14 protein-coding genes are annotated in these 14250 nt (G+C 65.0%); 4 read left to right on the top strand and 10 right to left on the bottom strand.

The annotated features are described in order from the left end of the window. Positions 1–17: 17 nt before the first annotated feature. Entirely contained in the window at positions 18–311 is a 294-nt protein-coding gene (locus ACIQUI_RS26545) for a hypothetical protein (protein ID WP_012270337.1), read from the bottom strand. 77 nt (positions 312–388) lie between these two features. On the opposite strand from ACIQUI_RS26545, the gene pbpC reads away from it, so the two are divergent. After that, on the top strand, positions 389–2743 hold the full coding sequence (gene pbpC, locus ACIQUI_RS26540; protein WP_403203716.1) for a peptidoglycan glycosyltransferase PbpC: 2355 nt from the start codon (positions 389–391) through the stop codon (positions 2741–2743). Positions 2744–2835: 92 nt separating this feature from the next. Then, positions 2836–4491 carry a ShlB/FhaC/HecB family hemolysin secretion/activation protein gene (locus ACIQUI_RS26535; RefSeq protein ID WP_403203714.1) on the top strand — a complete coding sequence of 552 codons (1656 nt, stop codon included), beginning with the start codon at positions 2836–2838 and terminating at the stop codon, positions 4489–4491. A 145-nt stretch (positions 4492–4636) separates the two neighbouring features. Here the strand turns inward: ACIQUI_RS26535 and ACIQUI_RS26530 are convergent, their stop codons facing one another. From ACIQUI_RS26530 to ACIQUI_RS26495, 8 genes are all read right to left on the bottom strand, one after another. Then, positions 4637–5416 (bottom strand): response regulator, encoded by a 780-nt coding sequence (locus ACIQUI_RS26530; protein WP_403203712.1) that lies wholly within the window; start codon positions 5414–5416, stop codon positions 4637–4639. Positions 5417–5535: 119 nt separating this feature from the next. Then, the gene (locus ACIQUI_RS26525) at positions 5536–6006 is read right to left on the bottom strand and encodes a prepilin peptidase (RefSeq protein ID WP_403203710.1); all 471 of its coding nucleotides are present in this window, start codon (positions 6004–6006) and stop codon (positions 5536–5538) included. Between the two features lie 270 nt (positions 6007–6276). Then, positions 6277–6846, bottom strand: a complete 570-nt coding sequence (locus ACIQUI_RS26520; protein WP_391130871.1) for a DUF4136 domain-containing protein — start codon at positions 6844–6846, stop codon at positions 6277–6279. Between the two features lie 19 nt (positions 6847–6865). After that, complete coding sequence (locus ACIQUI_RS26515; RefSeq protein ID WP_403203708.1) at positions 6866–7501, bottom strand: DUF4136 domain-containing protein; 636 nt, start codon at positions 7499–7501, stop codon at positions 6866–6868. Positions 7502–7523: 22 nt separating this feature from the next. Further along, positions 7524–8273 carry a methyltransferase gene (locus ACIQUI_RS26510; RefSeq protein WP_403203706.1) on the bottom strand — a complete coding sequence of 250 codons (750 nt, stop codon included), beginning with the start codon at positions 8271–8273 and terminating at the stop codon, positions 7524–7526. Then, positions 8270–8575, bottom strand: a complete 306-nt coding sequence (locus ACIQUI_RS26505) for a MazG-like family protein (protein ID WP_391130864.1) — start codon at positions 8573–8575, stop codon at positions 8270–8272. The genes ACIQUI_RS26510 and ACIQUI_RS26505 overlap by 4 nt, the downstream gene beginning before the upstream one ends. A gap of 191 nt (positions 8576–8766) precedes the next feature. Continuing rightward, positions 8767–9618 (bottom strand): MaoC family dehydratase, encoded by an 852-nt coding sequence (locus ACIQUI_RS26500; RefSeq protein ID WP_403203703.1) that lies wholly within the window; start codon positions 9616–9618, stop codon positions 8767–8769. A 2-nt stretch (positions 9619–9620) separates the two neighbouring features. Beyond that, complete coding sequence (locus tag ACIQUI_RS26495; protein WP_403203701.1) at positions 9621–10967, bottom strand: 3-oxoacyl-ACP reductase; 1347 nt, start codon at positions 10965–10967, stop codon at positions 9621–9623. Positions 10968–11085: 118 nt separating this feature from the next. Here ACIQUI_RS26495 and ACIQUI_RS26490 point away from each other — a divergent pair, with 118 nt between their 5' ends. Together ACIQUI_RS26490 and ACIQUI_RS26485 are read left to right on the top strand one after the other, a co-directional pair. Beyond that, a complete protein-coding gene (locus ACIQUI_RS26490; protein WP_403203699.1) occupies positions 11086–12363 on the top strand; it encodes an acetyl-CoA C-acetyltransferase in 1278 nt (425 codons plus the stop codon). A 207-nt stretch (positions 12364–12570) separates the two neighbouring features. Further along, entirely contained in the window at positions 12571–13350 is a 780-nt protein-coding gene (locus ACIQUI_RS26485; RefSeq protein WP_403203697.1) for an AraC family transcriptional regulator, read from the top strand. Positions 13351–13481: 131 nt separating this feature from the next. Here ACIQUI_RS26485 and ACIQUI_RS26480 read toward each other — a convergent pair whose 3' ends face one another. Next, entirely contained in the window at positions 13482–14210 is a 729-nt protein-coding gene (locus ACIQUI_RS26480) for a methyl-accepting chemotaxis protein (RefSeq protein ID WP_391131145.1), read from the bottom strand. Positions 14211–14250: the final 40 nt, after the last annotated feature.

The following is a 14250-nucleotide window of genomic DNA, read 5'->3' as shown; positions in this document are numbered from 1 at the left end:
CAAGGCTGCTGCGAAATTCAGTGAATCACCCAGCTCATCACCCACAACCCCAGCACCAGCCAGATGATCCCGAGGATGATCGAGGCCCGCATGAACGCGCGGATGGCCGAGTACAGCAGCATCAGGCCGATGATCAGGGCCAGGATGCTGAGCAGCGAGGTGTCCATGCCCAACGTGCGCGCCAGGCCGTCGATGAAATTTCCGCCGGCGTTGGCCAGCAGGTTGAACAACCCGCTCAATGCGTCGACGATGAAGCGGATCAACGACCCCAGTGCCTGGCCCAGCCACTCGAAAAAACCTTCTACATGCATAGTTGCTTCCTGATGAACAATTCGGCGAGGTTGCCGTTCCCAAGTCTTTGGCCATCACCTGGCCAGGTCGGTTCCCGATGCCAAGCTTAGCGCGGCCGCGCACGCGTGCGGGCAAGTGGTTGCGCGCTACGGCAATTGGCGTGCTGTTGCTGTTCGGGCTGCTGTGGCTGGCCGACCGAATCTGGCCGCTGCCCCTGCCGGGTGACGACCTGGCCCGGGTGGTGCTGGCCGAAGACGGTACGCCGTTGTGGCGTTTCGCCGATGCCGAGGGCGTATGGCGTTACCCGGTCAGCCCCGACGAAATTTCGCCGTTGTACCTGCAGGCACTGCTGACCTATGAGGACCGCTGGTTCTACCGTCACCCCGGGGTCAACCCCTTCGCCCTGGCCCGTGCTGCCTGGCTGAACCTGCGGGGTGGGCGCGTGGTGTCGGGTGGCAGCACGTTGTCGATGCAGGTGGCACGGCTGCTCGACCCACACGACCGCACCTTGCCCGGCAAATTGCGCCAGTTGTGGCGGACGGCGCAGCTGGAATGGCATTTGTCCAAGCGTGAAATCCTGCAGATCTACCTGGACCGCGCGCCCTTCGGCGGCACTTTGCAGGGTGTGGCGGCAGCCAGCTGGGCGTACTTGGGCAAGTCGCCCCTGCACCTGACCCCGGCCGAAGCCGCGCTGCTGGCGGTGCTGCCACAGGCCCCCAGCCGGCTGCGCCCGGATCGCCACCCCGAGCGTGCCCAGCGTGCCCGCGACAAAGTGCTGCAACGCCTGGCCGAATACCAGGTGTGGCCTGCACAGCAAATCCGTGAGGCTGCCGAGGAGCCGCTGGTGCTGGCACCTCGTCAGGAGCCCGCCCTCGCGCCCTTGTTGGCCCGCCGGCTGAACAGTGCCGACAGCCCACCGCTGATCCGCACCACGCTGGATGCCGCACTGCAGCGGCGCCTGGAAGACTTGTTGCTGGGCTGGCGCGCGCGGCTGCCGGAGCGCACGTCGGCCGCCATCCTGGTGGTCGAGGCGCAGACCATGGCGGTGCGTGCCTACCTGGGCTCGATCGATCTGGCCGATGAACGCCGCTTCGGGCATGTCGACATGGTGCGCTCGCTACGTTCGCCAGGCTCCACCCTCAAGCCGTTCCTCTACGGCATGGCGTTGGACGATGGCCTGATCCATTCCGAATCGTTGCTGCAGGATGTGCCGCGGCGCTACGGCGATTACCGCCCTGGCAACTTCTCCATGGGTTTCAGTGGACCGGTGTCGGCCAGCTCGGCGCTGGCCCTGTCACTCAACCTGCCAGCCGTGCAGCTGCTCGAGGCCTATGGCCCGAAACGCTTTGCGGCGCAACTGCGCATGGCGGGCATACCACTGGCTTTGCCGCCCTTGGCCGAGCCCAACCTGTCGTTGATACTGGGCGGCGCCGGTAGCCGTCTGGAAGATCTGGTGGGTGGCTACGCGGCGTTGGCGCGGGGTGGCAACAGTGCGCAGGTGCGCTTGCAACCGCAGGACCCGCTGCTCGAACGTCGTCTGCTGTCGCCGGGCGCAGCGTGGATCATCCGGCGCATTCTCAGTGGCCAGGCGCGCCCCGACCGTGACCCGCATGCAGAGCTGGTGCAACGCCCGCAACTGGCCTGGAAGACCGGCACCAGCTATGGCTTTCGCGATGCCTTGTCGATTGGCGTGGGCCCGCGCTACCTGATTGGCGTGTGGATCGGCCGCCCCGATGGCACACCGGTCCCCGGCCAGTTCGGCCTGGCCTCGGCGGCGCCTTTGATGCTGCAGGTACACGACCTGCTGAGCAACCGCGATAGCCAGCGCGGCATCAGCGTGCCGGTGGCGCGTGTCCCGGCGAATGTGGGTGTGGCCGCGATCTGCTGGCCGCTGGGCCAGCCGATGAGCAAGCAGGACCCCAACTGCCGGCGTCAGCGTTTTGCCTGGACCCTGGACGGCACTACGCCGCCAACCCTGCAAGCCGCTGACCAGCCGCTGGGCCTGGGCCTGCGCGAACGTGTGTGGGTCAACGAACAGGGGCTGCGTGTGGATGGCAGCTGCCCAGGCGCCATAACCCGCGACATCGCTTTATGGCCGGCCCCGCTGGAACCTTGGCTGCCCCGCGTGGAGCAGCGTGCCGTGCGCCTGCCGGCGATTGACCCGTCTTGCCCACCGCAGGTGCCTGCCAGCGCGCCGCCGCTGTCGATCGTTGGCGTACGCCCTGGCGACAACCTGCGTCGCCCGGCTACCAGCAGCGAGCCGTTGCAGCTCTATGTGTCGGCCTTGGGCGGTGGCGGGCGGCGCTGGTGGTTCCTCAACGGCCAGCCTTTGGGCGAAACCCAAGGGCAGGGCAGCCTGCTGGTGCGGTTGCCGCAGGCCGGGCAAGCCGAGCTCAGTGCGCTGGATGAAAGCGGCGAGACGGCGCGGGTGGCGTTCCAGGTCAGCGAGTAGGCGTTCGACGGCAGTCGGGCCAGCACCTACGCTTGCACGTAACGGGAGTGACCGGCTGGCGCCCCGCGAACCAAGGGAACATGGAGCGCCCTATGCGTCTTGTGGCCGTGCCCCTGTTATTGCTGCCTTGGGCGCTTGCGGCCCAAGCCGAGCGGTTGCCGGGTTTTCTCGACAGCCAAGAGTACGAACGCCGCTTGCCCGAGGCCAACCTGCCGATCAACCACTACCGCCCCGTCAGCCCCAGCCTGACGCGGGTCGGGCCGGATGGCAGCAGCCTCGACTGGGCGCCTGCGGATACCCCCATGGTCGTGCATAAAGTGCGCTTCGAGGGTGGCACGGTGTTCCCCTTGAGCGACCTGCGCGAGCACTATCAGCCACTGATCGGGCGCAAGACCACGTTGGGCGAGTTGCAGCAGTACACCCAGCGCCTGACCCAGCGCTACCGGCAGGAAGGTTACCTGCTGTGCTACGCCTACCTGCCACCTCAGGATGTGACCGAGGGCCGGGTCAACGTGGTGCTGGTCGAAGGGTACATCCGGGATTATCGCGTGCAAGGCGATATCGGCCCGGCCAGCGACTACCTGCATCAGTTGCTGGCGCGGCTGCAAGCCGAGCGTCCGCTGACCCGTGAAACGCTGGAGCGCTACCTGGGGCTCGCCGAACACCTGCCGGGCGTGTCGACAGAGGCTGAGCTGGCGATGGCGCAAACCGCTGACGGTGCAGCCCACCTGACCTTGCATGCGTGGCGCAAGCCGTTCAGCGCTGCGGTTACCGCGGCGGATTCCAACCGTGACGATGCGCAGGCGCTGCTGACGGCCACCAGCAATGCCCAGACCCGCTTTGCCGAGCAGTTCAAGGCCAGCCTGTTGCTGCCCCCGGGTGATGACCAGGTGCATTACCAGCGGCTGGACTACAGCCAGTACCTGGACGCTGCCGGCAGCCAACTGCTGCTGTCGGCTTCGCGCTACCGCAGTGAGCCAGGCACGCGCATTCGCCTGGACGATGGCCGCGATATCACCCGTGAGCGCGACAGCCAGCGCTATGCGGTGGGCTTGCTTCAGCCGGTGATTGTCAGGCCGGATGAATGGCTGGCCGTGCAAGGGCACCTGTATGCGGTCAGTGAACACGTCGAAGAGCGGCAGCCTTTGTCAGCGGACTACGACACCGCTGTGCGTGCACTGTCATTTGAAGGCGACTGGCGCAAAGTGCAGGCAGGGCGCCTGCGCATTGTCAGTGCCGGGGTCTATCAAGGGCTGGATTACCTGGGCGCACGCAGCGATGCCGACTACGACATGGACTTTCTGCGGTTCAGGTTGTCGGGGCTGCAAAGTGACCAGCTGTCAGTAGGTTTGCAGGGCGTGGTTTCGGGCGCGCTGTACTGGAGTGATGACCGGCTACCCGACAACGAACGGGTGGATTTTGGCGGGCAGAGCTTCGGGCGTGGTTATCCGCGAGACCAGGCGGATGGGGACAAGGGGTGGGGCGTGGCTTATGAGCTGAACTACAGCTTGCGAGGCTACGGGCTGGCGCTGATGCAGCCGTATGCGGCAGTGGATATGGCGCAGGCCTGGCATAACCGGGGGCCGGTGGACGATGCCCATTTGGCTTCAGTGGCAATGGGTGTACGGCTGGGGGATGGGCGCATGTTCAACGTTGCGCTGGAGCTGGCGAAGCCTTTGGCGGATGTAGCGTTGGATAGCATGGACCGTGGCCCCCGGCTGACCCTGATGTTGGGTTTTCAACTGTAAGGGGGGCGCTGCGCGCCCCTTTCGCGACACAAGGCCGCTCCCACAGGTCCACCGTTATCCTGAGGGTTGCGCGGTACCTGTAGGAGCGGCCTTGTGTCGCGATGGGCTGCACAGCAGCCCCAAGATCTCGAAGCCCCCCCTCAATTCAATGGGTAGTAAACCTCAGATGCACCGGCGACGAGCTGGGCGTCAGCGCCAAGGCCAGCTGGGTACGGTTGTGCATGTGGGTCAAACGCAACACCTGCGACACATACAACTTGACGGTATTTTCGGTAATGCCCAGTTCACAGGCAATCTGGTAATTGGTCTTGCCCTTGCTCACCAGCCGCGCCACTTCCAGCTGCCGTGGCGACAGCTTCTCGAACGCCGCGGGAAGCTCGCTCTCGCTCTCGCTCTCTTCCACATCGGTGGCACGCCGGTGAGTACCTTGACCGCGGGCCTTCTCCAGGTCCTGGTACAGTTCGTCCACCGACTCGGCCAGCTCCTGCAAACGCTGGTTCAGCCCGCCCAGGTCGCGGAAGTTTCGCTGGCGCTCCTGCAGGGCTTCTTCCTGACGGCGCACGCCCTCCAGCAGTTCCTCGAGGTTCATGGGCTTCTGGTAGTAATCGGCAAAGCCCTCACGCAGGGCGCGGATCACATCCTGCTTGTCCGCACGGCCCGTCAGCATGATGGCTTCGAACATGCGTTGCCCAGGGACTTCCTTAAGTGCGCGGACCAGTTCGATACCATCGCGTTCGGGCATGTGCAGGTCGCAGATGATCAGGCCGATGGCCTCGTCGGCCAGGTAGCGCGCAATGGCTTCGTCGGTGGAATGGGCCGGCAGGGCGTGGTAACCCTGGGATTCGAGAAATTCACACAGTTGCTCGACGATGACTGCTTGGTCATCGACTACCAATATCTTCACTTCACTGAACGGTCTGGACACGATCAACTCCCTGTTCGTATGCGGCCCTGCTCCCGGGCCAGACGCTCTGGCAGCTTAAAAATAGTCCTACTTTGCGATTATGTACAAGGCGTGTACAAGGATTCGGACCACAGGAGTGACTATTGGATCCATACGGCAGTTAGAAGAAAACCTGATAACACGTAGGGTACGAATGCCTGTTTGTCGCCCATTTCTTCGGTCAGGGCCTGCAAGCGCTTCTTCACTTTAGGGTTGAGCAGGGTCCACAGGCGCTGGCGGGTAAGGAGCCACACCAGCACGCTGACGCCGGCGCCGATGAAGGTGCCGAGCACGTATTGCGGGCTGGTGGCCAGGGCCAGGGCGCCCATCAGCTTGACATCGTCGGCACCAAAACGGCCAAGCATGTAGCCAGGCAACGTGAGCAGCATGACGATGGCCAGAGCCCAGCCAGCATCGCTGGCATCGGCCCCGATCCAGCTGTGGCCGGTGGCGAACAGCCAGACCAGCGCGCCAGTTGCCACGCCCAAGGTCAGCAGGTTGGATATCTGGCGTTGACGCACATCCTGTTCGGAGCACAAGGCAAGCCACAGCAGGAGAACAATGCTTTGCATTGGCAGGTCGCCTTTCCCAAATGTTGAACACATCTACCCGGTCAGTCAGGTTTCCTTAAGTGAAGATAGACGGGAACCGGCGGACGAGTGGTCGGGAAGGGGAAAAAGGCGTAGTCGGAATCGATTTTGTCGTTCCTGACACCATTCATGTGGGAGCGGGCGTGCCCGCGAACACGGGCGATGCCCATGCCATCCACCGCGGCGTCTGCTTCGCGGGCAAGCCCGCTCCCACAGGGGACCGCGGCGCGTAGCGATATCAAGTTTTAAACTTTACTTCTTGCTACCCGGCGGGTAGTTGGCCAGCACCTTGGTCACGGTGTTGTGAATGGCGCTGTTGCGTTCTTCCGGGCTTGGCGGGTAGTTGTTCATGATTTGCTCGGCACTGCCGCGCCATACCAGCTTGCCGTCACGCCCGTCGAACATGTCCACCTGAATGGTGGCGACCTTGTAGTCGACACTGCGGGTTTCGTTGTACATCGGCCCACCCCAGTAACCGCCCCAATAACCACCCCAACCACCGCCGTAGTTGGTGGTGATCTGTTGCTGGCGTTGCTCGACGATCAGGTACGCGCGCACGCCCAGATCAGGCCGCGCGCCAGGCTGGACAGGGCGCAGGCCGCGTTGGTCGAGCTGGTCCGCGACCGCCTGGCGGATGCGCTGCTCGGTGAGGTCGCTTTTTATGCGCGGGTCGTCCGGGCGGTACTGCAGGCCCGGCTCTTGCCACGCCCAGCTGCGGTAGGCGGCAAAATCGCGGCTGGCATCGAAATCCTGCTGGACGTTATTGCTGGAGCAGGCGGCGAGCAATAACGCGAATGACAGTAGAACGAGACGGCGCAACATGATGGTTCTCCGTTAAGCGTTAACTGGGAGGATAGCCGCTCAGCGCCTTGTGCACAGAATCGCGCAGGGCGCTTTCGCGTTCACGCGGCGAGTCCTTGTCGCTGCCGCTTTCGGCGCTGGCGCTCCACACCGGCTGGCCGCTGCGGGCGTCGTACAGGTCGATGCGCACCACCATCACCTCCACCTCGTAGGTGCGCACGATGGGCACGCTGGCATAACCCCCGTAGCCATGCCGATAACCGCCATAGCCGACGCCGCCGTAAGGGTAGGGCCCGTAGTAGGGGTCGTAGGTGTCGTAGTCACGCACCTGGCGCAAGCGTTTTTCCAGGCGCATGTCGGCGCTTACCAGCAGGTCGCCGGATGCCCCTCGGGCAGGGCGCAGGCCATGCTGGTCGAGTGCGCCGCTGACGGCATCGGCCAGTTGCGCCGGGTCGGCATTGGCCGAGCCGCTGGGCAGTTGGCCGTTGCGCCAGCTCCAGCTGCGGTAGCGCCCGTAATCCCGGGCGGGTGCCGGGTAGGCACTGCTGTCGAAGGTGTTGGCCGCCTGGGCGGGGGCCGGCGGCAACGGGCGGCTGCTGGCTACGTAGGGGTTGCTGCCCTGGCAGCCAGCCAAGGCAAGCGGCAGCAGGGCCAGGCACAACAGACGGTACGGCATGTATTCCTCCCGGCGGGGCGGGTTAGCGGGGGCGGCACACCCAGTGCAGGTAGCGGCCAAGCCCGGCGAAGCCTGGGTGACGGCGGTAGGCCAGTTCCATTTCCAGCAGGTCGAGCAGCTCGGCCTTGCCCTGGAACTCTTTGGGCATGTAGTCGTGGAAAACCCGCACACCGCTCTCGCTTTCAACCTGCCACATAGGGTCAAGTTGCGCCTTGAGTTCGCGTGGATCAAGCGGTTTTTGTGGGGTCAGGCTCTGTTTTTCGCCTTCCAGCCGGTTGCTGCGCAACTTGCGGAAATGGCCCTTGAGCAGGTTGCGATAGACCAGTGCGTCGCGGTTGTAGAAGGCCAGTGACAGCCACCCGCCGGGCGCCGTGAGCTGGTGCAGTACGGGCAGGATGCTTTCCGGTTCTGCCAGCCATTCGAGCACGGCGTGGCACAGCACCAGGTCGTAGGGTTCGGTGAGCTGGCCAAGCAGGTCTTGCCAGGGGGCCTGGATGAACGTGGCGGCCTGGCCGGCCTCGGCGAAGCGTGCCCGGGCGCCGTCAAGCATGGGGGCGGCGGGTTCGGCCAGGGTCAGGTGATGGCCACGCTGGGCCAGCCACAAGGCCATGTGGCCCAACCCGGCACCGATGTCGAGGATGCGCAGGGGGCGGTCGGGCAGTGCCTCGGCCAGGTCGGCCTGGAGCACGGCCAGGCGGATCGCACCTTTGGCGCCACCGTAGATCTTCTCTGCAAAGCGGGTGGCCAGTTCATCGAAGTGACGGTCGTTCATCGGGCGAAGCGCCTCTCGCTGTCGGCCAGCTTGGCCCGCACCACCTGGTCCATGTCCAGGCCCAGTTCGCTGCACAGCAGCAACAGGTAAAGCACTACGTCACCGACTTCCTGGCCAACGTGGGCCAGTTTGTCGTCAGGCAGCTGGCGCGATTCGTCTTCGCTCAGCCATTGGAAAATTTCCACCAGCTCGGCCATTTCGACGCTGGCGGCCATGGCCAGGTTCTTCGGGCTGTGGAAGCCGCGCCAGTCGTTGTTGTCGCGGATCTGGTGCAGGCGTTGGGTGAGTTCTTGCAGGTTCATCGGGGGTCTCCTAATGCTGCATAGCTTCTGCCCAGGCCCGATGCAAAGCAAGCGCATAACACCAGGGCTTGCACGGTCCCTGTAGGAGCGGCCTTGTGTCGCGATGGGGCGCACAGCGGCCCCCGGGTTTCAGCTTCGCCGCTGAAATTGCTGGGGCCGCCTTGCGGCCCGATCGCGACACATGGCCGCTCCTACAGGGGACCCCACTGTCCTGACATATGCAGTATGTCTCCGTGCCCATCGAGCCGCAGCGCTCCGGCAGGCCCCGCCTCACTGGCACTGAGCACCACCTCCGACGGCAACCGCACCGGTTTGCGGAAGTCCACTTCAAAGGCATAGCCGCTGTGCGGCAGGTGCCCACGCAGTGCCGCCAGCGCCATGGCCTTGCTCCACATGCCATGGGCAATGGCCGTGGGGAAGCCGAACAGCCGGGCACTGGCGGCACTGAGGTGGATAGGGTTGTAGTCCCCGCACACCTTGGCATAACGCCGGCCGATGTCACTGTCGGCGTACCAGCGGGTGGCCTCCTGCAATGGCGCAGGCTCATCTTCGGCCGGGGCCGCTGCTTCGCCCTCCAGCTTCAGCCCGCGCACCAGCATGCGGCTGGTTTCGCGCCAGAGCAGGCCGATGCCATCTTCGGCTTCGGTGACCAGGTCGAAGGTGCCGCCCTTGGCATGGGGTTGCAGGTTGTGTGCGTGCACCGAGAAACGCAGCCCTTCGATACCGCCAAGCGGGCGCAGGACTTCGATGCGGTTGTACAGATGCACCAGGCCCAGCAGCGGAAAGGGGAAACCCGGGGCGGTCATCAACTGCAACTGCAACGTGAACGCCATGACATGGGGGTAAGTGCCCGGCAGGCGGCCATCGTCGGGAAAGTGGCAGAGCTTGCGATAGGCGCTCAGGTTGCCCGGCTGAACCCGGATGAAGCAGCGCAGGCCATCGTCCGGCAGGCGGTCACCGCTGATCGCGCGCTTGCGTGCTGCACGCAGGTACAGGCTGGCGCGCGACGCCGGGCTGTGCAGGTCTTGCCAGTGTCGGCTCATGCTCAGGCCCCCATCAATGCTTGGCCGCACACCCGCAGCACCTGGCCGTTCACCGCGCCGGAGCCAGGTTGACTGAGCCAGGCGATGGCTTCGGCGACGTCCTGTGGGCGCCCCCCCTGGCCCAGCGAGCTAAGGCGCCGCCCGGCTTCGCGCAGGCCCATGGGCATGGCGGCTGTCATGTGGGTTTCGATAAAGCCGGGGGCCACTGCGTTGATGCTGCCACCACGCTCGGCGAGGCGGGGTGCCCAGGCCTGGGCCAGGCCGATCAGCCCGGCCTTGCTTGCGGCATAGTTGGCCTGACCGCGGTTGCCGGCGATGCCACTGACCGAGGCCAGCAGGGTGATGCGCGCGTTTTCGCCCAGTGCGCCGTTGTCATACAGCGCCTGGGTCAGTACTTGCGGTGCCTTGAGGTTGACCGCCATGACCGCGTCCCAGTAGTCCGGCGTCATGTTGGCCAAGGTCTTGTCGCGGGTGATGCCAGCGTTGTGCACCACGATGCCGTCGGGCAGGGCCGCGAGCAGTTGCGTTGCCGCGTCGCTGGCACAGATATCCAGTGGCAATGCCTTGCCGCCCAGGCGTGCGGCAAGGGCGTCGAGGTCCTGGCTGGCTGGCGGCACATCGAGCAGCAGCACATCGGCGCCGTCCCGTGCCAGGGTTTCGGCAATGGCAGCGCCGATGCCGCGCGCTGCCCCGGTGATGAGCGCGCGGCGGCCGGCCAGCGGGCGGGTCCAGTCCTCCACCTGCTGGGTGCAGGCGTCCAGGCGCAGTACCTGGCCAGAGATGAACGCGCTTTTGGGCGAAAGGAAGAAGCGCAGGGCACCCTCCAGCTGGTTCTCGGCACCGGTCGCGACATACAGCAGCTGGGCCGTCGCGCCATTGCGCAGTTCTTTGGCCAGCGAGCGGCTGAAGCCTTCAAGGGCCCGCTGGGCAACGCTGGCCAGCGGATTGTCGAGGCTTTCCGGCGCACGGCCCAGCACCACCACGTGGGCACAGGGCGCCAGGCTACGCAACAACGGCTGGAAAAATTCGCGCAACTGCTTCAGTGAATCACTGTCGGACAAATGACTGGCATCGAACACCACGGCCTGGATTTTCGGCCCCAGGCCGGCCACCCAGGCGTCGGCCTGAAGGTTGTCGGCATTGAAGCGGTAAACCTCGTCGGTCAGGCGTGGAGCGATGGCTTCCACCTGGCTTGCCAGTGGCCCGCCACCCAGTACCAGGGCCCCCTCCACCGGGCGCAGGCGGCCGGCCTGCCAGCGCTCCAGTGGCGCCGGGCGTGGCAGGCCAAGGGCATCCACGAGGCGGCGGCCGAGGTTGGAGTTGGCAAAACCGAGGTAGCGATCGCTCATGAGTGGGTCTCCGCAAAGGCAAGCTTGAAAGTGTGGACCAACTTTGTGGCAAGGTCGTTCGAACGCGGTAAAAACACCTAGGCTGTACGGATCAAAATGTTTCAGGAGGAACAAGCACATGCGTTCACTTCGCCGGGTCGCGATCCTGGGCGGCAACCGAATCCCCTTTGCCCGCTCCAATGGCGCCTACGCCACGGCCAGCAACCAGGCGATGCTCACCGTCGCCCTCGAAGGGCTGATTGAACGCTACCGCCTGCATGGGCTGCGGCTGGGTGAGGTGGTGGCGGGTGCGGTGCTGAAGCACTCGCGGGACATGAACCTGACCCGCGAATGTGTGCTGGGTTCGCGCCTGTCGCCGCAGACGCCGGCCTATGACATCCAGCAAGCCTGTGGCACGGGGCTTGAGGCGGCGCTGCTGGTGGCCAACAAGATTGCCCTGGGGCAGATCGACAGCGGTATTGCCGGCGGGGTGGACACCACCTCGGATGCGCCGATTGCGGTCAGCGAAGGTTTGCGCCATATCCTGCTAGCGGCGAACCGTGGCAAGAACCTGGGCGAGCGGCTGAAACCCTTCCTGCAACTGCGACCTCACCACCTGAAGCCCGAGTTGCCACGCAATGGCGAACCGCGCACCGGGCTGTCGATGGGCGAGCATTGCGAGCGCATGGCCCAGGCCTGGCGCATAGGCCGCGCCGAGCAGGATGAACTGGCACTGCACAGCCACCAGAAGCTGGCTGCCGCCTATGCCGAAGGCTGGCAGGATGACCTGCTGACGCCGTTTCTATCGCTCACCCGCGACAACAACCTGCGCCCGGACCTGACCCTTGAGCAGTTGGCCAGGCTCAAGCCCGCTTTCGACCGAAGTGGGCTGGGCACGTTGACTGCCGGCAACTCCACGCCGCTGACCGACGGTGCTTCGCTGCTGCTGCTGGGCAGCGAAGAATGGGCAGCGCAGCAAGGGCTGCCGGTGCTGGCCTATCTGGTTGATGGTGAGACGGCAGCGGTGGACTTCGTCAGCGGTCGCGAAGGGCTGTTGATGGCGCCCGTGTATGCCGTGCCGCGCTTGCTGGCGCGCAACGGCCTGACGTTGCAGGACTTTGACTACTACGAGATTCACGAAGCTTTCGCTGCCCAGGTGCTGTGCACGCTCAGGGCCTGGGAAGATGCTGACTACTGTCGGGAGCGGTTGGGGCTGGAGGCACCGCTTGGGGCGATTGACCGCAGCAAGCTGAATGTAAAAGGCAGCTCGCTGGCGGCCGGGCACCCGTTTGCGGCGACTGGCGGGCGGATACTGGCCAACCTGGCGAAGTTGCTGGCGACCGCGGGGAAGGGGCGAGGGTTGATATCGATTTGTGCGGCGGGTGGGCAGGGGGTCACGGTCATCGTTGAGCGATGACCGGACTTCCTGTGGGAGCGGGCGCGCCCGCGAAACAGGCAACGCAGTGGATGGCACCGGCTTTGCCGGTGTTCGCGGGCAAGCCCGCTCCCACAGGGATCGCGCAGGCTTTCAGGTTTGAATAAAAGTCTCCCACATCGGGACTGCGCCTGACTGGACTATAAGTGAGCTGTTAGGCTTGTCTGCTCAGAACTACAAGAAGCCACCATGCCGATCATCGGACACCCCCGCGCCATTCCAGCGCTGGACCATCTGCCCAGGCCCCTCTATGCCCGTGCCGAAAGCCTCGGCGCGGGGTCCTGGACTACTCGGCACCAGCACGACTGGGTGCAGTTTTCCTACGCCATCAGTGGCGTACTTGGCATTTACACCCATGACGGCAGTTACTTTGCTCCGCCCCAGTGGGGCGTGTGGATCCCTGCCGATGCCGAGCACGAAGTGGTCACATCGATGCAAGCCGAGATGCGCAGCCTGTACGTGCGCCGCGATGCCTGCCCGTGGGCGCCGGCGCAATGCCGGGTGCTGGAAGTGACGCCGCTGGCGCGCGAGCTGATCAAGCAGTTCTGCCTGTTCCCGGCGGATTACCCCGAGGGTGACAGCGCCGAGGCGCGCCTGGTGGCAGTGCTGCTTGACCAGTTGCGGACCTTGCCTGAGGTCGGGTTCTCGCTACCGTTGCCACGCCACCCGGGGTTACTGGCGCTGTGCAACGGTTTGATCGCCTCGCCGGACCAGGCGCAGACGTTGCAGCAGTGGGCGCGGGAGCTGGGGTGTTCGGAGAAGACACTGATGCGGCTGTTTCAGCGGGAGACCGGGTTGAGCTTTCGTAGCTGGCGCCAGCGTATGCGGTTGCTGTCGTCGCTGGCGTTGCTGGAGGCGGGGGAGAGTGTGACCGAGGCGGCGCTGGGGTGTGGGTATGACTCCACCTCGGCCTACATTGCAGCGTTCAAGCAGTTGTTTGGGGCGACTCCGGGGGAGTTGAAGCTCTAGGTATTGTGCAGCCTGTACAGGCCCTATCGCTGGCAAGCCAGCTCCCACAGGTACTGCACAGCCCTTGAGGGCAGCGGGGTCCTGTGGGAGCTGGCTTGCCAGCGATAGGGCCGGTACAGGTAGTGCATCAATCAGGTACGGAACCTGCGCACCAGCGCATCCAGCTCATTGGATAGCCCTGCCAGGCTCTCGGAGTCGTGGCGGGCCGCCTGGGCCAGTTCGGCTACCAGCTGCGCATCCCCGTGGATCTGGCTGATGTGCCGGTTGATGTCCTCGGCCACCTGGTGCTGTTCCTCGGCTGCCGTGGCGATCTGCGTGTTCATGTCGCGGATCACGTCCACCGACTCCCGGATCTGCCCGAAGCTGTCGCGGGCCAGGCCAATGCGGCTCACCGATTGCTGCGACACTTCCAGGCTGGCATGCATCTGCTCGGCCACTTCGGCCGTGCGGCTGGCCAGGTTGCCCAGCAGGCCGTCGATTTCTGCGGTGGAGTCGGCCGTGCGCTTGGCCAGTGCCCGCACTTCGTCTGCCACCACGGCAAAGCCGCGGCCCTGTTCACCCGCTCGGGCCGCTTCGATGGCGGCGTTCAGTGCCAGCAAGTTGGTTTGCTCGGCAATCGAGCGGATGGTGCCGAGGATCGACTGGATAGCGTTACTGTCGCGCTCCAGTTGCTGGATCGACTGCGCCGACTGTTCAATTTCCTGGCTCAGGCGATCGACGCTGTTTACCGCAGCATCAATCTGCTGCTGGCCTTCACGGGCCTGCTGCTGGCCGCTGTCGGCCGATTGCGCCGCCTGGCTGCATGAGCGAGCCACTTCGTTGGCGGTGGCGACCATTTCATGGAAGGCGGTGGACACCATGTCCACGGCTTCGCGCTGGCGGCCTGCGGCCTCGGCCATG

Source organism: Pseudomonas sp. NPDC090592 (assembly GCF_044769185.1).
In the GTDB taxonomy this organism is placed as follows: domain Bacteria; phylum Pseudomonadota; class Gammaproteobacteria; order Pseudomonadales; family Pseudomonadaceae; genus Aquipseudomonas.
This window is presented reverse-complemented; position numbering and strand designations above follow the sequence as displayed.